Annotated in this window: 17 protein-coding genes and 1 tRNA gene; 8 read left to right on the top strand and 10 right to left on the bottom strand. The window is 34.2% G+C overall.

The features are described from left to right. Positions 1-2: 2 nt before the first annotated feature. Genes H7F21_RS11680 through H7F21_RS11700 form a run of 5 tightly spaced genes read right to left on the bottom strand, consistent with a single transcriptional unit; the run spans position 3 to position 3,909 of the window. On the bottom strand, positions 3-1,385 hold the full coding sequence (locus H7F21_RS11680; protein WP_185789470.1) for a methylmalonyl-CoA mutase subunit beta: 1,383 nt from the start codon (positions 1,383-1,385) through the stop codon (positions 3-5). Beyond that, on the bottom strand, positions 1,378-1,704 hold the full coding sequence (locus tag H7F21_RS11685; RefSeq protein ID WP_185789471.1) for an FtsB family cell division protein: 327 nt from the start codon (positions 1,702-1,704) through the stop codon (positions 1,378-1,380). Before H7F21_RS11685 ends, H7F21_RS11680 begins: the two co-directional genes overlap by 8 nt. Then, positions 1,704-2,309: a uridine kinase gene (gene udk / locus H7F21_RS11690; RefSeq protein ID WP_185789472.1), complete on the bottom strand. Its 606-nt coding sequence runs from the start codon at positions 2,307-2,309 to the stop codon at positions 1,704-1,706. The genes H7F21_RS11685 and udk overlap by 1 nt, the downstream gene beginning before the upstream one ends. 50 nt (positions 2,310-2,359) lie before the next feature. Further along, positions 2,360-2,812, bottom strand: coding sequence for a c-type cytochrome (locus H7F21_RS11695; RefSeq protein WP_185789473.1), 453 nt, complete (start codon positions 2,810-2,812; stop codon positions 2,360-2,362). Then, positions 2,809-3,909, bottom strand: a complete 1,101-nt coding sequence (locus tag H7F21_RS11700; RefSeq protein WP_185789474.1) for a PQQ-dependent sugar dehydrogenase — start codon at positions 3,907-3,909, stop codon at positions 2,809-2,811. The genes H7F21_RS11695 and H7F21_RS11700 overlap by 4 nt, the downstream gene beginning before the upstream one ends. 160 nt (positions 3,910-4,069) lie before the next feature. On the opposite strand from H7F21_RS11700, the gene H7F21_RS11705 reads away from it, so the two are divergent. The 5 genes from H7F21_RS11705 to H7F21_RS11725 all read left to right on the top strand — a co-directional run bounded on the left by H7F21_RS11705 (position 4,070) and on the right by H7F21_RS11725 (position 8,122). Beyond that, positions 4,070-4,144, top strand: a tRNA-Pro gene (locus H7F21_RS11705). Between the two features lie 207 nt (positions 4,145-4,351). Continuing rightward, a complete protein-coding gene (locus H7F21_RS11710) occupies positions 4,352-6,250 on the top strand; it encodes a tetratricopeptide repeat-containing sensor histidine kinase (RefSeq protein ID WP_185789475.1) in 1,899 nt (632 codons plus the stop codon). 3 nt (positions 6,251-6,253) lie between these two features. Continuing rightward, on the top strand, positions 6,254-6,901 hold the full coding sequence (locus H7F21_RS11715; RefSeq protein WP_185789476.1) for a response regulator transcription factor: 648 nt from the start codon (positions 6,254-6,256) through the stop codon (positions 6,899-6,901). Between the two features lie 107 nt (positions 6,902-7,008). Further along, entirely contained in the window at positions 7,009-7,434 is a 426-nt protein-coding gene (locus tag H7F21_RS11720; protein WP_185789477.1) for a hypothetical protein, read from the top strand. A gap of 25 nt (positions 7,435-7,459) precedes the next feature. Then, complete coding sequence (locus H7F21_RS11725; RefSeq protein WP_185789478.1) at positions 7,460-8,122, top strand: SIMPL domain-containing protein; 663 nt, start codon at positions 7,460-7,462, stop codon at positions 8,120-8,122. A gap of 122 nt (positions 8,123-8,244) precedes the next feature. Here H7F21_RS11725 and H7F21_RS11730 read toward each other — a convergent pair whose 3' ends face one another. Beyond that, a complete protein-coding gene (locus H7F21_RS11730) occupies positions 8,245-8,721 on the bottom strand; it encodes a hypothetical protein (RefSeq protein ID WP_185789479.1) in 477 nt (158 codons plus the stop codon). Between the two features lie 254 nt (positions 8,722-8,975). On the opposite strand from H7F21_RS11730, the gene H7F21_RS11735 reads away from it, so the two are divergent. Together H7F21_RS11735 and trxB are read left to right on the top strand one after the other, a co-directional pair. Beyond that, complete coding sequence (locus H7F21_RS11735) at positions 8,976-9,764, top strand: glycosyltransferase family 2 protein (protein WP_185789480.1); 789 nt, start codon at positions 8,976-8,978, stop codon at positions 9,762-9,764. Between the two features lie 101 nt (positions 9,765-9,865). Continuing rightward, entirely contained in the window at positions 9,866-10,849 is a 984-nt protein-coding gene (gene trxB / locus H7F21_RS11740; RefSeq protein WP_185789481.1) for a thioredoxin-disulfide reductase, read from the top strand. 71 nt (positions 10,850-10,920) lie between these two features. Here the strand turns inward: trxB and H7F21_RS11745 are convergent, their stop codons facing one another. After that, a complete protein-coding gene (locus H7F21_RS11745) occupies positions 10,921-11,751 on the bottom strand; it encodes a GIN domain-containing protein (RefSeq protein WP_246431469.1) in 831 nt (276 codons plus the stop codon). Positions 11,752-12,055: 304 nt separating this feature from the next. On the opposite strand from H7F21_RS11745, the gene H7F21_RS11750 reads away from it, so the two are divergent. Further along, positions 12,056-14,269 (top strand): tetratricopeptide repeat-containing hybrid sensor histidine kinase/response regulator, encoded by a 2,214-nt coding sequence (locus H7F21_RS11750; protein WP_185789482.1) that lies wholly within the window; start codon positions 12,056-12,058, stop codon positions 14,267-14,269. A gap of 152 nt (positions 14,270-14,421) precedes the next feature. On the opposite strand, the gene H7F21_RS11755 is transcribed toward H7F21_RS11750, so the two are convergent. The 3 genes from H7F21_RS11755 to H7F21_RS11765 are packed head-to-tail and all read right to left on the bottom strand — an operon-like array spanning position 14,422 to position 16,854. After that, entirely contained in the window at positions 14,422-15,279 is an 858-nt protein-coding gene (locus H7F21_RS11755; RefSeq protein WP_185789483.1) for a hypothetical protein, read from the bottom strand. A gap of 6 nt (positions 15,280-15,285) precedes the next feature. Continuing rightward, positions 15,286-16,014, bottom strand: a complete 729-nt coding sequence (locus H7F21_RS11760) for a head GIN domain-containing protein (protein WP_185789484.1) — start codon at positions 16,012-16,014, stop codon at positions 15,286-15,288. A 24-nt stretch (positions 16,015-16,038) separates the two neighbouring features. Continuing rightward, the gene (locus H7F21_RS11765; protein ID WP_185789485.1) at positions 16,039-16,854 is read right to left on the bottom strand and encodes a nuclear transport factor 2 family protein; all 816 of its coding nucleotides are present in this window, start codon (positions 16,852-16,854) and stop codon (positions 16,039-16,041) included. Positions 16,855-16,920: the final 66 nt, after the last annotated feature.

Here is a 16,920-nt window from a genome sequence, read left to right on the forward strand (position 1 = left end):
TTTTACTCTACTTTTAATCTGTTGATTTCCAATTTTTCAGATAATCTTTTTTCAATAATAGGTTCAATTATAGTTTTGCGCTTTTCAATTTTTGTAAATGGACTGATTTCTAGTTCGTTTTTCATTTTATCAGTCGGATTTGGATGTTTGCTGGTACCTAAAAGTACTAATTTTCCAGTATCAAAATCGGCTTGCTCTTTAGCCGCACTTTCCTTAATTTTTCGTTGGATAGTACTTTCTTTAAGTTGCTTTAAAAAACCACCATTGGCTTCTATGTCTTTGAATAAGTTCAAGGCTTTTTCTGTTAATTGTTCGGTTAACGCCTCGATATAATAAGCACCATCTGCTGGGTTATTTACCCTATTAAAATAGCTTTCATGTTTTAAAACTAAAAGTTGGTTTCTAGAAATGCGATCTCCAAATTCATTTGGTTTATGGTATAGCCCATCATATGGTAAATTGTTAACAGTATTGGCGCCACCAAGAATGGCACTCATACATTCGGTAGTAGTACGAAGCATATTGATGTTGTAATCGTAAATAGTCTTATTGCGTTTGCTTGGTGATGCATTTATTTTGCAATTTGTATTCATATTGTATTCCGAAGCTAAAGTATACCACAATTGTCTCAAGGCTTTTAATTTGGCTATTTCGAAAAAGTAATTGGAGCCCACAGCAGCGCTGAAGGTTACTTGTAGAGATGGCCTTGCTTCACTCTTAAGGATATTGTCTAAATGATTTAGATATTCATTGGCATGAGCCAATGCATAAGCCAATTGCTGCACAATATTGGCACCAGCATTTTGATAAAGACTTAAATCAATGCTTAACTGATTGGTGTTTTTTACAATGGATTCAAATTTAGAGTGGTCGACTTTTAGGCTGTGATACCAATTTCCTGTTCGAGCTAGGTTTCCTATGATATCTGTTTGAAAGGTAATTTTTTTGCGAGATTTCTCAACTACTCTAGAGGTGATTGAGTCTTTAATGAAACGCTCAGAGAGAAAATCACATGTAATTTCAACTGGTATTTTCTCTAAATCAATATTCTGGAATACATCTTCAACGGAAATAGCTTCGGAAGTGATATGAAATATGATACTTTCTGCGCCACGGTTAATAGCCTCAACAGCTTTGGAGTTCGCTTTTTTTGTGTCTTTTACTTCAATAACCTGACTAATCTTCCATTCAGTCGCTTTACTATTTGAAATCTCAGGTGATTTATTAAAGTCATCAGAATGATAAAACGGTTTTACATCAATACCTTCATCGGTTTTCCAGATAAGGGTCTCGTTATAATCTGCACCTTTTAAATCGACTTGTATTTTTTGTTTCCAGGCTTTTGAAGAAACACTTTCAAATTCGTTAAATAAAGATTTACTCATCTTGTTTTTGTTTAGCTATACTGTCTTCGTATTCTATAATGAAAATATCTTCATTGGGCTTTTTCATGTAATAATTTTCTCGTGCAGCGCGCTCGACGCCCTCTTCAGTGCTCAATTCTTTAATGGCTTTATTGTCTTTAGCCATTTCATTTTTATAATGCTCTTTTTGATACTCCAATTCTTTTTTGTCCGTATTCAGTTCATGATGAAATAACCAAGAATGCGCATCAAAAAACAACATCCAGACCACAAAAACGATAAGTACAAGTAGATAGATATTCTTAAAAGGTTTTAGATATTTGTTGTCAAAAATTCCCATTACAAACGTTCGTTTATTATGGTCTTAACGATATCTACGGCTACCGTGTTGTATTTGTTGTTTGGAATAATAATATCAGCATACTCTTTCATGGGCTCAATAAATTGCTGATGCATTGGCTTTAAAGTATTTTGATATCTCGATAAGACTTCGTCAATATCTCTTCCACGCTCTGAGATATCACGCTTTAAACGACGGATTAATCGTTCATCAGAATCTGCGTGAACGAAAATTTTTATATCAAATAATTCCCTTATTTCTGGATTGGTTAAAATTAGGATCCCTTCTACTATCATCACTTTTCTGGGTTTTGTAGAAATAGTGTCTCCAGTACGATTATGTTTTACAAAAGAGTAGACAGGTTGGTTTATGGAATTTCCTTTTTTAAGTTCCCTGAGGTGTTCCTCTAATAAATCGAAATCTATGGACCTCGGATGATCAAAATTTATTTTTACACGTTCTTCATAGCTTAAATGAGAGGTGTCCTTGTAATAGGAATCTTGGGAAATGACACCAACTTCGCCTTCGGGAAGCTCATTTAAAATTGTATTTACAACGGTAGTTTTACCACAACCTGTTCCGCCAGCAATTCCGATTATTAGCATTCTATAGTTTTAGATTAAGTTAGTCATGCAAAGTTAGCTAATTACTGATATTATTTAGTGACATTTGTCACTTCTTGAGGTGTTAAAAATTCCCCATAATCATTTCCCCAACTGTTGTTAATATAGTTCATTACATCAGCCACTTCTTCGTCCGCAAGACCTAAGGGAGCCATGACGCTATTGTAGGTAATACCATTGACCATGATCTCACCAGACATTCCGTTTTTTATGCCTAAAATGCTTTCTTTTTGTTTTTCCAATAGGTAGTCTGAGCTTACCAATGGTGGAAATGCCTTAGGCACACCTTTGCCATCAGCCATGTGGCATGTAATACACATATCATTATAAATTGACTTTCCACGTTCCATGCTAGCCTCAAGTTCTGGGTTTACTTGTTTTATGGATGTTTTTTCAGGATATTCCACCTTGGTTGTTTTCTTTTCTTTTGAATTGCAAGATACTATGATACATAGCAGTAATACGAACTTGAATATTTTTATCATTTTTTAATCAGTTTTACGATTCCTAAATTTTCGATACCAACATAAATATAGCCATCAGGTCCTTGCTCTACGCACCGTACTCTTCCTAATCCATCCAATAAGCGCTCTTCTTTAACCACCTTATTGTTTTTAATTGTACACATATCCAAATATTGAAATTTTAATGAGCCTACGAGAAGATTACCGTTCCAGTCACCATATTTATCACTATTAATAAATGCCATTCCGCTAGGAGCAATAGATGGGTCCCAATAATGAAGTGGTTGCTCCATACCCTCTTTTTTGGTAATATCCGTAAATTTTGTTCCGCTATAATTGATACCATAACTAATTATTGGCCAGCCATAGTTCTTCCCAGATTCAATAATATTAATTTCGTCTCCACCTTTAGGACCATGTTCGTGTGTCCAAATCTTTCCGGTTTTTGGATGCCTTGTCATACCTTGGGGATTTCTGTGACCGTAAGAATAAATTGCTTTTTTGGCATTTGTAGAATCAACAAAAGGATTATCTACTGGAATTGACCCATCATCATTGATGCGATATACTTTTCCGCAGTCTCTAGTAATATCTTGAGGGTTTACATCTCTATCACCACGATCTCCAATAGTGAAGTAAAGATGGCCATCCATGTCAAAAGCTAACCTTGATCCAAAATGTTGTCCTCTTTTTGAGTTCGGCGCTGCTTTATACAATACTTCAAAATCGTATAAGGCTTTATTTTTGAATTTTGCCCTAGCGATAGTTGTATTTCCGCCATCACCTTCGCCTTTAGACGATGCATATGAAAAATAGATCCAGCCGTTATCTTTATAATCTGGATGAAGTATAATGTCCATGAGCCCACCTTGTCCGCGTACATAAATTTCTGGTAGACCTGAAATTTCAGTTTTGGTATCATTTTTAAAATGAATAAGTTTTCCTTCTTTCTCATTAATTAACATTGAGCCATCAGGTAGAAATGTAAACCCCCAAGGAATGCCAAGATCTGAAACGATGACTTTATGGTTATTTTCTTGATTGACAGGGTTTTTATCCTGAGCACAGGTTAAAATACTGACCAAAATTAAACCGATAAAAGGGAGTCTTAATTTCATGCTTTGATAGTATTAGAGAATGAGTTTCTAAAGTTAGAAAAATGTTATTGGTTTATAAAGAAAAACTCTATATTTGCACTCCTAAAAATTGGAAAGAAGTCAGCGCGCCAGCTGGCACTTTCGTTAAAAATGTCCACAGGACATTTTTTAACACTCAGTACGGGGTGTAGCGTAGCCCGGTTATCGCGCCGCGTTTGGGACGCGGAGGTCGCAGGTTCGAATCCTGCCACCCCGACTTTAAATAAAAGCCCAGCAGTTGCTGGGCTTTTATTTTAATACCACTCGAAAACTTCCCTTAAAATAGCTTCTGAGATTATGAATTGCAATTTTTCACTGAATTCAGTGACCTTTCAATCCTAGAGAAGCGCTAATATTACCAAATTAAATGCGTTCGAAGATATAATTAGAACATCTATCTTCTATTTTTGTGTGTAGCATAATTATGAGTCAATTTTCAAAATTCTGTTTTCTTTTTTTTGGTCTATGCATGTACATGTGCATTGCTCAAGACAAACGATATGATTTTACCGCGTTTGGGAAAATGCCAAAAGTTGTTGATAATGAGCTATATGCGAAGTTCGATAAGGCTAAGACACTAAGTGAACGCAGCGCATATTTAGATACTATATCTCGAATATTCTTAGTAACTGGTAATGCCGATTCTTTAATGCATTACGGTAAGCTTTTAAAAAATGAAGCTCTGATGGCCACTAGTGAGCCTCAAAACATTGAGGATTATCAAAAAAGTGCCATGTATTATCAAGGTGTCGCTGCACAGAAAATGGGCTTGATGGATGAGGCTATAAGCGCCTTTATTCAAGGATTAGAAATTGAAAACTCAAATGCCTTACTCCAAAATCATCTGAAACTTCAATTGGCTCAAACCTACATTTTTAAAAATCAATTAGATAAAGCTGAACCGATTTTAAAAGAACTTCCGCAGACTAAGATGCCAGAAGACTTTTATCTGTCTAATACTATTGTAAAAAGTCACTTTCTAATCGTCGTTGGAAACTATGATCAAGCAAAAAAAATGATAGATAGCGCTTTGTTAGAAGATTTTATCGATGATTATGACAAGGCCAAACTAGAGCTGCAACTTAATTTAATCCAGCTAAATATAAGGCAAGGTAATTATGATAACGTTATTACGATTTCAGAGCGCATTAAATATGATGCCCTAGATAATGATTTCTATGATATTTATATAGAATCTACATTAAATGAGGGTTTTGCTTATGCTAGAACCAAAAATTATGATGTTGCAGAGATGGCTTTAAGTTCGGCCTATGTCAATACACTTCAGTGGAATCGGTTAGAGTTGCAGAAGAAAGTGATTAATGCCTTGGTTAAATTATACAGCGCCAAGAAAGATTATGAGAATGCGTATGCATTAATTACCCAATACCAGGGCGTTAGCAGGACGATTAGGGAAAATCAGAATCAACGTGTCATCAAAGATTTAGAGTTAAAATATGAGACGCTTCAAAAAGAAAAAGCTATCAGTCAGTTACAGGAAGATCAAATATTGAAACAGGCAGAAATTGAACGTCAAAAGACCATTAAATATGCCTTTTTAATAGGATTTTTAGTCATTCTTATTCCAGTGATTCTGTTACTTGTTTTGTATTATCAAAAATTACAAACACAGAGTTTATTGAACGAACAACAAGAAGCCATTAAGGAACAAGAGATGAAGTCATTATTGCAATCGCAAGAGTTAGAATTAGCGAAAAATGCCATGTCTGTTCAACTAAAAGAACGCGATCGGATAGCAAGAGAGTTACACGATAGTATAGGAGGGAATTTAGCAGGTATAAAGCTGAAGATGAATAGCACAAATAAGGATGATTCTGGCTTCGAACAAATTCTACGCGAACTCGACACTACCTATGATCAAGTGCGTGAGATTTCACACAGTTTAATTCCCAAGTCATTTGATGTTTCAGCATTTACGGATTTGGTAAAGCGTTATATAGACGACTTAAATAAGGACGCAATATCGAACTTAGAGTTTAATGCATATCCAGAACAATCTATAAATAGTATCGATATAGCCTTACAAGTAGCATTATTCAATATTATTAAGGAACTAATTACAAATGCTTTGAAGCATGCTAACGCTAATGATATATCTATTCAGGTAACAGAATACGCTGAAGATGATAGTATCTCCTTAATTTATGAGGATGATGGTCTTGGGTTTGATACCAATTCGGATTTTAAAGGGATAGGTTTAAGTAATATAGAAAGTAGGGTAAACCAATTTGACGGCAATTTATCCATTAACAGCGCTAAGGGCAATGGAACGGTAATTAGCATCAACATTCCAAAAGTATAATATATGTCAACACAATTTTCAATAATTATTGCAGATGATCACGCCATGTTTTTAGATGGTCTTAAAAGTATTCTGGCCGAAGAGTCATCCATTAAAATTGTCCTTACGGCAAAGACAGGTGCTCAAGTCCTTAAATACCTAAGAATAAATACAGAGGAGAAAATTGACCTGATCATAACAGATATTAATATGCCAGAAATGGACGGTGTAGAATTGAACAATGCTATTAAAGCTGAATTTCCAAATATAAAAACGCTTGTAGTTAGCATGCTGGAGGATCCCAAGAAAATTAAAACGTTAACCGATGATAATGCTAACGGCTACATTTCTAAAAATGCCGAAAAAAAGGAACTTTTAGTCGCAATTAAAACCATTTTGAATGGCGATAACTACTTTTCACAGCGTATTAAACAAATTGCGATGGAGGCCATGTTCTCTGCAAAACAACAACAAGAAATTACTTTAACCAAACGTGAAAAGGAAGTTTTAAAACTCATTGCCCAAGAATTCACTACACAAGAAATTGCAGATAAATTATTTCTGAGTAAGCATACTATTGAAAGTTATAGAAAAAATCTCATTTCTAAATTGGGTGTCAGGAATTTGGCAGGTCTCACGCGTTATGCGGTAGAACAAGGTTTGTTGGATTAGGGTTTATCCCTGAAAACAGGGTGTACAATTTCACGGCTTAGGGTTTACCTAGACCGTCTTCATTGATGGACATTTGTATCATATTAATCTTATAAAAATTAGAACTTATGATTTACGGAATTTCATTAATCCTATTGAGCATTATCGCAGTGCCATCTCTCATCTTATCAAAAAAGCCAAACGCACAGGAACTATTGGATAAAGTTGAGCCTTATCAAGGTTGGATTGGACTCGTATTTTGTTTCTTCGGTATTTGGGGAATTATTTCAGCGTTCCTTAATATGGGATGGCTCAGCGCAGCACCAATATGGTGGATTACACTATTGGCTGGTAGCGTAGTTGAAGCGACACTTGGCTTTATGCTTGGCTTCGGAATGATCAACAAGCTTATTCTAAGCAAGAACGAGGCTGCTAAGGAAAAGGCCGCCAAATTAAGAGAAAAACTAGCGCCAAAACTTGGCAAGTTAGGCATCTTCGGACTTATTGTTGGTGGATGGATGATTGCTGCATCATTTCTATTTACGGTAGGATAAAACAATTAACTTAAAACATTATATCATGACATTTAAGATACGCAATTTCATTAAGAGCAACACAAAAATCACAAATAAACATTTCATCTTATTAATGCTACTATTAGTGACTACTTTTAGAGGTGTGAGCGCACAAGCCATACAAGATAGAACGATAACAGTATATGGTTCGGCGCTTAAAACATCTAGCGATGCCACTTATAAAACTGACATCACACTTAGTTTGGATAATAATTATTACTCAGATAGTCCTTGTAAAACTTTAGAGGAGCTAAAGGCCAAATTTTTTGAAGAGGTAAAAAAATTGAACATTGACACTAAAAGATTTATTATAGATGATTTGGCTTATGTGGCCACGGGTTACAGAAAAGATGGTACAATACTCCATTTTGAAACCAAGAGCAAAGACGAAATTTTAAAAATCACTACAATTAGAATGGCTCAAGTCATGCCCTCTTATGTTCAGGTGAAATATAGTATGACTGACGCTGAAATAGCAAAACTAACTAAAGATGCATTGAAAGATGCCAAAAAAAACGCAGAAATGGTTGCGGAAGCAGCAGGGGAGGAGATTGATAAGGTTTACGCTATTAGCAGTTATGATTATGGAGGGAGTTCTTATTGGACCTCATTAAATGCTGAAGAGGGCAGTTTTAGGTTGACAGTAGTGTATAAGCTTAAAGATTGAGCGTTATAAAGGTATCACAAGGTCAGTAATTGACAGTGGTTTATTAGTTAGGGTTAAAGCCTGTGCAGTATTCTTATGGAATACGTGCGCAGGCTTTACATTTTAAGTTTTCAAGGCTATATTCATTCTACTCTTTTATAATTTTCAGAATAAATGCGATTACCATCTTCATCTAATTCAATTTGTTGAAATGCATTTGGATTTAAATCTAGTTCGAAAATAAATTCTTTTTTCTCTTCTATAACTTCATCCATAACGGCAGAGCCGAAATCCAAAATCTCCGTTAATCTATCGCCATCATAATTATAAGTACCGTAGCCAAACCATTCAGATGAATCTGCTGGTCTATGCTTGCACCACATCACTTTAGTATTGGTGTACATTTTAAGCTGTCTGAATTCTGGATTCATTTGAAAAGAGTCAACTACTATGTTATCCTTATAATTATAAAAACCTGTGAGTTCCCAAGTGCCTTTGAGGCCATTAGGGCTTTCATTTTGTTCTGTTTGTGTGTTTACTGTTTTTTCATTTTCTGCTGCGTCCTTGCATGAAAATACAAATGTCAACATTAGACTAAAGATTAAAAATTTAGATGTCATGATATGTTAGATTTTGCTATTAAACACCTATAACTTACGAAATTAAACTGAATTTTTGAAGGAACTAGTCAAATTTGTAATTAGGATTTATACCTTTTCTATTAGGATGGACAACGTTTTATTTCTTTTTAGTAACTATTTGATTGATTTAATTGTCACTTGTTTGTAAATCAACATAAAAAGTAGAGTTCTTAACGAAAATATTGATATTGGTTCTTATAGATATTTAGCTTAGCAAATTATTAGTCAATATTATGCTCACATTTGTTATACCAGTTAAAAGTAAGTTGGTCTCCAATAACTGGTCAGAATTTTGCAATCTATTTCAGAATACCTTAAAGTCGGTAACTAATCAAACAGATAGTAGTTTTAAAGTGGTTGTAGTCTGCAATGAGATTCCTGATATTGAATTTAAACATCCAAGTGTGCATTATTTAAAGGTGGATTTTAATCCTCCTCTAAGGAAAGAATATGAAAGTGATGAGAGCATTAATAAGCGTAGGGAAATTGATAAGGGGAAAAAGTTAAAAGTTGGCGTTAAATACGCAACTGATAATTTTAATACAGATTACGTCATGACTGTTGATTCTGATGACTTTATTAGTAAAAAAATTGCAGCATTTGTGAATGGTCAAAATGGTGAGAAACCTGGATGGTATACTATTAAAGGTTATATTTATGTTAAAGGAAAACCGTTTCTTCTTGCGACTTCAAAGTTCAATTCTTTGTGTGGGAGTAGCGTCATAGTAAGGCCTGAATTGATAGAACATTTCTGCGAAATTGATCCCATATTATATTTCGATCACAGAATGACGGTTTTAAACAATGATATTTACTTGGACGAATTACCATTCTATGGGGGGATTTATAGTGTCGTTAACGGCGAAAATCATCTCATGTCTATTTCCAATGTAAAAAAATTCAATAATCATAAAGGATGGATGTCAAGGGAGGGGCTGAGAAGAATACTTGTGAAGCTGAGAAGTTACAGTTTTAAATTCATTACAAAGAATGTCATAAATGAATTCGGTTTCATAAAATAATTTAATTAGCCTTTAGGTTTAAATACCATTATAGTGTTGATAACTTCTCTGTAAGGATTTAGGCAAAAATCCTACTTTTGTCTTGTAATAAATTACAAGATATGTCTGATACAATTGAAAAAGTAAAATGTTTAATAATAGGTTCTGGGCCTGCAGGCTATACCGCTGCAATTTACGCCTCTAGGGCTAATATGGCTCCAATATTATATCAAGGTGAGCAACCAGGTGGGCAATTAACCACAACAAATGATGTGGAGAACTTCCCAGGATATCCAGATGGCATTACCGGTCCAGAAATGATGATACAGTTGCAAAAACAAGCTGAGCGTTTTGGAACTGATGTTCGTCATGGTTGGATAACCAAGGTTGATTTTTCTGGAGATGTGCATAAAGTTTGGGTTAATGATGAAAAAGAGATTCACGCTTCCACCATTATTATTTCTACTGGTGCATCAGCGAAGTATTTAGGACTGCCATCCGAGCAAAAATACTTGCAATTAGGAGGCGGTGTTTCTGCTTGTGCGGTTTGTGATGGTTTCTTCTATAGAAATCAAGATGTTGTGATTGTTGGAGCAGGTGACTCAGCATGTGAAGAAGCACACTACTTATCTAAGCTTTGTAAAAAAGTGACGATGTTGGTAAGACGCGATGAGTTTAGAGCATCCAAGATTATGGCTAATCGTGTAAAGAATACAGAAAACATCGAAATTCTGTATAATACGGAAACAGACGAGGTTCTAGGCGATGGCCAAGTTGTTACTGGTGTTAGGGTTTTTAACAATAAAACCAATGAAAAATATGATATTCCTGCAACAGGATTCTTTGTGGCCATTGGACATAAACCAAATACTGATATATTTAAGGGCTATTTAGATTTAGATGAAACAGGTTATATTATTAATGCTGTTCCTGGAACAAGTAAGACCAATGTAGAAGGCGTTTTTGTTAGCGGTGATGCTGCAGATCATGTGTATAGACAAGCCATTACGGCTGCAGGCACAGGTTGCATGGCTGCTTTAGATGCAGAACGTTATCTAGCTGCTAAGGAAGCTGATTTTGAAGTGTCTACTCCGACTTACAACTAGGAAAAATAGACTACAATAAAAAAAGCCGAAGTTGGAGAACTTCGGCTTTTATTTTTTATGATTGTTTCGAGTTAGCGTTTCTTTTTTTGAAGTTTTGCAGTATCATCGAATTTTGTAATCGTAATCGCCGGACTTCCATACAAGTATATTTCACTATCACCAGAAGCGGCAATTGTAATACTTTCAGAAGCGGCAATAGTTAAATCACTATTGTCTTCCAAGGCTGCGTCAACTCTTTTTACATCAAATTTTGGGCTATTAAAATTTGTAGAATTGTCTAATCGAAGCACAGAGCTATCAGCATTGCCTTCAATAACGGCATCAGATCGAAGGTACAAATCAAAATTTGTGATCTTGCTATTAATCAGAGCATCTAGTTTACTGTTATCGCTTAATTCTATTTTAGTAGAATCTGCTGTAAGATTCAATCTAGTTTTAGATTTTCCAGAGCTTTTATAGGTGAAGTTTACTGCATTGATATTTAAATAGGCTCTAGAGTTGTCTGAAGTCGTTAAGGTCACATCTCCAAGTTCCATGGATGTCAAAGATCTCACTTCACCATCACCTTTAATTTCGATATTCTTCAAAGAATCACCATAATTAACTGTAATAGTTAATTTCTTTTTTGAAGTAATACGCATGGTTTCTACAAATGTTAGTATGCCATCAACCACGTCGAACTGAATGACATCATGCAGATTGTCATCAGCTTCAACCTCTACAGAGGGTTTGCTATTGTAAACAATTTCTACAGAAAAATCACCATTAACGACGAGCGATTCAAAATCATCAATAAATGTCTGTTTAATGGTTACATTTCTGTCACCTTTAATTTTTTCTTGCGCTATAATGCTAGTCGGTGCTAACATCATTAAAGCTAGAATAAGTAATATTTTTTTCATGTATTTAAGTTATTACACTATAAATATGACACAATATATTGAAATTGTCACTATTTACAGTATTTAAACAAAGATATACAAAAACCGACCCAAACTTTATATTGTACTTTTAAGTGCTTCTAAAATGTAAATATTTTAGATAAATCTTTGTTTATTAGGGTGGAGGCCTATCACGAACTTCATAAAAAATGCAGATGAAATGCATTTAAATCCGATTAAATGTATTTTTATTGGTGTAACTTTCTTATATTGCAAGGTGTAACCTATTGAGAACTACATTATTTTTGAACAATTTTGTCCCAAAATGGCTTCAAACAAAATCGATACAATCAACAAATTATTAGAGGAGGCTTATAATTCTCGTTCTAAGGATATATCTAATAGCATTGTTCTAGGCTTGGAAGCTTTAGAGTTAAGCGAAGCACTTAATGACAAAGCTTTAATTGGAAAAAGTTTAAATAGACTTGCTCTTTTTTATATGATAATGAGTGAGTTTGATAAATCCAATGCGTTTTCTGAAAGGGCTATTAAGGTTTTTGAATCCATTAAAGATAATAGTGGAATCGCAGATGCCAAATATAACATAGGTAGTGTTCTTTATAAATCAGATGATTATCATGGAGGCTTAGCCAACCTTTTAGAGTCTTTGAAGATTTATCGTGAAAATGGAGATTTGGCTAATCAATCTAAAGTAGAAAAAGCTGTTGGTACTATTTATGGCTATATTGGAGATGAGGACAATGCCTTTAAAACCTATATAAGTGCCATTAGGACGGCAAGAAAATTAGCTGACAAAAATTTAGAATCCAATGTTCTAAATAATTTGTCTGGCCTATTCATAAAAAATAACAAGCCAAAGATGGCAATGGCTACCATTAATCAATCTATTAGGCTTAAAAGGGAAACAGAAGACCTAAGAGGTCTAGGTTTTTCTATTTATGGACGTGGTAAGGTATATCTTGAAACGGGAGATTATAACAAGGGAGAAAAAGATTTTTTAGAAGCTTTTAGAATACATATTGATACGAAAGAACAGCTAGGTTCTTCAATGGCATTATCTAAACTAGGTAAGTTATATTACAAGATTGGTGACTTTGAAAAAGCAGAACAGGTTATTAAGCAGAGCTTAAATATTTCTTTCAATGTGAATGCTACAATGGTAAAATTGAAAAATTACCATTTGCTTTATTTGTTGTACAAAACCATTGGTAATAGTAATGAGTCTCTAAAGTATCTTGAACTCTATTTTGCAGACAAAGAAGCTGTAATGAAGACTCAAACTTTAAAGGTTATTGAGAATTACGAGCTTATTAATAGAATGAATAATTTAGAGAATGAAGCTCGAATTCAAAAGGAGAAACAAAGGGCAATAGATAAAAAGAACGAAGATGATAAAGAAGCGGTACGTTTAAAGCAGGAGTTTCTGTCCATAATGAGCCATGAGATTAGAACGCCTTTAAACGCTATTACTACAAGTGTTTCACTGCTAAAGGATAAAATGAAAGAAGCAGATATGGAGTTGTTTGATAGTCTTCAGTTTGCATCAAATAACCTTATTAATATTGTAAATGACGTTTTGGACTTTACGAAGTTAGATTCGAATAAGTCCAATATTGAAGAGAGAAATATCAATTTTGAAAAACTGTGCTCCAATATTGTTAATCTGCACCGTAATGATGCAAATTCAAAAGGGCTTCAACTTATATTCGATAATAAACTTCCTTCAAAGAACTTCTATTATATAGATCAACCTAAGATAGCTCAGATTCTAGGTAATCTTATAAGTAATGCCATTAAATTTACAAGTAATGGCGAAATAAGACTAACTACCGAAATAGTAAATACGAATGAGCTTTTTGATAATCTTCGATTTAGTGTAGCTGATACAGGAGAAGGAATCTCTCAAGAGAACCTTAAAGTTGTGTTCGATAGTTTTTCACAAATACAACCTGTAACTACTCGAGAACAAGGTGGAACAGGTTTGGGATTAGCTATTGTTAAAAAACTTGTATCACTATACAAGGGAGAAATATCAGTTCATAGTGAACTAAATAAAGGGTCAGAATTTTATTTCACCATTAAACTAAAAAAGGCAACTAAAGCTATTTCTAAAGTGCATTTAGATTTCAGCATACTTAAAGGTAATAATGCACTAATAGCAGAAGACAATATGGTAAATGCCTTATTAATGAAGAAAGTGCTGTCTAAATGGGATATTACCTCAGAGCATGTAAAAGATGGTAAAGCAGCGTTTGAGGCCTCAAAGAATAAAACGTATGATTTTATACTAATGGATATTCATATGCCCAATATGAATGGTATTGAGTCAACAAAATTGATTAAAACCAAAGTGAATAAAAATAAAAATACACCTGTATTTGCTGTAACTGCTGACGTACTTACCAAGGAAGATAAAGAAAATGAAGCGTTGTTTGATGCTATCTTATGGAAGCCCTTGGAGATTGAAAAGTTGTTTTTAGCGCTTTCAAAATATAATAAAGCTGAAATGCTCTCGTAATTTCTTTGAATTACTTTAGTGAATTGATATAACTACTTTTGTTTATATATTAAATAATCAAAAAACCGTTTCAAAATCAACAAGATTTTGAAACGGTTTTTTGATTGGTTATTATAAGTTATATTATGTCGTTTATTACTATTTTTTGACTTTCAGTTTATAAGGTTTTTCAAGGTGTTTTCTATCCTGGGCGCATGGCTGGCTCCCATAGTAACGAAAATAACATCTCCTTTATTAACTTTTTCATAGATGATATCTATCATGTGTTCGTCTCTTGCCAAATTAGAATCGTTCCATATATCATGAAGATAACCAGGATAACCATAACCAGAACTAAAGGTCCTCCAGTTTTGTTCAGGAAAATCTACATTCCAGATACTATCAATCTCTTGCCATTTAGTAATTGAATTTTCTAATTGTTCATAATCAGTGCGTTCTTCAATTAAAGCCTGAAGATTATTTTCGTTTCTCTCATTTTCTGGCAATTGAAAAAAGGGTCTAAGTGAATAGAACATTGCTAACTTTTTAGCTGAATGCTTTTTTATAAGCATTTCTATTTCGTCTTCTCGAGATGGTTCCCAAGTATACAAATCCACGTTATCAGTCTTTGCAAGTTGTGTAACAAGACCGCTTTCGCCATATTTATCAATCGGATCATGAACCCAACTAAAGAAAAATCCTAGACGCCCCTCTACCAATGCTACTGTGGGTTTATTATTTTCCCAGTAGTGTCTAATGGAATCAAACTGACTATGCTTTGGATCATTGATATGATCTGTACCAACAATAATTACTCTTCCACCTGATTCCGAGACTACTTTATAGATATATGGTCTTCTATGGTCATTAACCATTTTCATATATGTTTCCATGTCCATTATTGGCAGGGCTAACTCTATTTGATTTTCAGTTTTGTAATAGGCTGGTGATCTCCAAATAATGTCAAAATAGAGCAGCAAGAATATGACAAATGCAAATAGCAATGACACTTTAATAATTTTCCTAAGCATATTAATTTAGTTGGCTCTTACGCTACCTGAAGAACTATCGGATTTATCTACTTTTTTAGGATTACCAGAATATCTAATGTCTGCACCACTAGTTGCTCTAGCGGTTAATTCTTTTGAGGTATTTACGGAAATATCAGCACCACTAGTTGCTTTTACTTTAGAGGTTTGGGCTTTTAAGTTAGATGCTTTAATGTCGCTTCCACTAGTTGCTTCTGCAATTAAGAGGGTGGTCGTGCCACTCAGTTTTATATCGCTTCCACTTGTAGAATGCGCGTTTAAGGTATTAGTTTTAACATCTAACTCTATATCTGCACCACTTGTACAGTTTAGTTCTAAGTCATCAACCTCAATAGTGTTGGTAGAAAACACATCGCTGCCGCTAGTTGCTTTAATTGCTGAAATATCAGAGATATCTAAGTTGATCCTTCTAGAGGCTGCTCTTCTAATATTTTCTTTGGTATAAATTCTCAGGACACCGTTTTCTACCTCTGTCATGATAATATCATGCAGATTTTCATCGGCTTCAACGCTTAAGGTTACAGCATTACTTTGTGTAATGTATAGGTCTAGACCTTGGCTTACCTTTATGGATTCAAAATCGCTTGAAATGGTTCTGTCCATAGTTACGACATTTCGGTCTCCGTCCACGCCTGGTCCCAAATTCATGGAAAAGTTACAGGATAGCATTAAAATGCTTAAAATACTTGTAATTACAATTCTAACTAATGTGCTCATGGTTTATTATTTTTTGATTGATGTTTAGTTTTTTATTTTTTTTACTTCTTCAGCAATTTTGCCATTTTCTCTTACAATCATTTTAATTATCTCTTCCTTGTCATTTTTAATAAATTCAAAAGTCAGTGGTGCTTTTGGGTGAGAGAACATATTTTCTGATGTGGCGTTTAATAGTACAATCATTTCGCCTGCACTAAGTTGCAAAGTATTGTTTTTTATAGATATTATGGCTTCACCAGTGTTTGACATGTACTTTCCAGAATACGTTTCTAAAATATCCTTCGACACACTTATTTTTTTAGTATTGCCTTTCTCCACTTTTGAAACATGGTTATAACTTATCACACGTTTTAGCTTCCATTTACCATCGTCAATAATCCACAAGTGCGAAAACAAGGCGTAATTATCTGTTTTTTCATAGGTCATATTTTCATCTGTTGAAAAAAAGTGTTTTCCATTTTGTAGTGCACCGTATAACTTTCCATTGTCATACATTGCAAATACTTCAAGACTTTCTTCTACTAAGAATCTATATATTTTTTCAGGATTATTGTCTCTGCAAATTCCACTTTCCATGGCTTCTATGAATTCTTTTTTTGAATTTGAAATACCTGAATTATCGTGATAAAATTCTAAATCATCGAACATTAGTTCGGCACTTCTATCAACTTCACATTTGTTAAAGCCAATTTTAAACAGGATACTATCTTTAGCTGCCAGAGTTTTAAATAGATCGGATTTTTTTTCCACTTGCGCTGTGGCAATACCAGATGCCAATAGGAATCCGATACTGCTCAGCAAAAGTGATTTGATTGATTGATTTGATTTTGATTGGTTCATTTTTGATTGATAATAACACTACAAATATGTGTAGCTTTTTGATTGATTTAAATTTAATTATCCTGA

Source organism: Winogradskyella flava (genome assembly GCF_014243395.1).
Classification (GTDB): Bacteria; Bacteroidota; Bacteroidia; order Flavobacteriales; family Flavobacteriaceae; genus Winogradskyella; species Winogradskyella flava.

Excerpts from the sequence above, each read along its gene's own strand:
- H7F21_RS11680 (WP_185789470.1), bottom strand. The coding sequence starts at position 1,385 with ATGAGTAAATCTTTATTTAACGAATTTGAAAGTGTTTCTTCAAAAGCC.
- H7F21_RS11685 (WP_185789471.1), bottom strand. The coding sequence starts at position 1,704 with ATGGGAATTTTTGACAACAAATATCTAAAACCTTTTAAGAATATCTAT.
- udk (WP_185789472.1), bottom strand. The coding sequence starts at position 2,309 with ATGCTAATAATCGGAATTGCTGGCGGAACAGGTTGTGGTAAAACTACC.
- H7F21_RS11695 (WP_185789473.1), bottom strand. The coding sequence starts at position 2,812 with ATGATAAAAATATTCAAGTTCGTATTACTGCTATGTATCATAGTATCT.
- H7F21_RS11700 (WP_185789474.1), bottom strand. The coding sequence starts at position 3,909 with ATGAAATTAAGACTCCCTTTTATCGGTTTAATTTTGGTCAGTATTTTA.
- H7F21_RS11710 (WP_185789475.1), top strand. The coding sequence starts at position 4,352 with ATGAGTCAATTTTCAAAATTCTGTTTTCTTTTTTTTGGTCTATGCATG.
- H7F21_RS11715 (WP_185789476.1), top strand. The coding sequence starts at position 6,254 with ATGTCAACACAATTTTCAATAATTATTGCAGATGATCACGCCATGTTT.
- H7F21_RS11720 (WP_185789477.1), top strand. The coding sequence starts at position 7,009 with ATGATTTACGGAATTTCATTAATCCTATTGAGCATTATCGCAGTGCCA.
- H7F21_RS11725 (WP_185789478.1), top strand. The coding sequence starts at position 7,460 with ATGACATTTAAGATACGCAATTTCATTAAGAGCAACACAAAAATCACA.
- H7F21_RS11730 (WP_185789479.1), bottom strand. The coding sequence starts at position 8,721 with ATGACATCTAAATTTTTAATCTTTAGTCTAATGTTGACATTTGTATTT.
- H7F21_RS11735 (WP_185789480.1), top strand. The coding sequence starts at position 8,976 with ATGCTCACATTTGTTATACCAGTTAAAAGTAAGTTGGTCTCCAATAAC.
- trxB (WP_185789481.1), top strand. The coding sequence starts at position 9,866 with ATGTCTGATACAATTGAAAAAGTAAAATGTTTAATAATAGGTTCTGGG.
- H7F21_RS11745 (WP_246431469.1), bottom strand. The coding sequence starts at position 11,751 with ATGAAAAAAATATTACTTATTCTAGCTTTAATGATGTTAGCACCGACT.
- H7F21_RS11750 (WP_185789482.1), top strand. The coding sequence starts at position 12,056 with ATGGCTTCAAACAAAATCGATACAATCAACAAATTATTAGAGGAGGCT.
- H7F21_RS11755 (WP_185789483.1), bottom strand. The coding sequence starts at position 15,279 with ATGCTTAGGAAAATTATTAAAGTGTCATTGCTATTTGCATTTGTCATA.
- H7F21_RS11760 (WP_185789484.1), bottom strand. The coding sequence starts at position 16,014 with ATGAGCACATTAGTTAGAATTGTAATTACAAGTATTTTAAGCATTTTA.
- H7F21_RS11765 (WP_185789485.1), bottom strand. The coding sequence starts at position 16,854 with ATGAACCAATCAAAATCAAATCAATCAATCAAATCACTTTTGCTGAGC.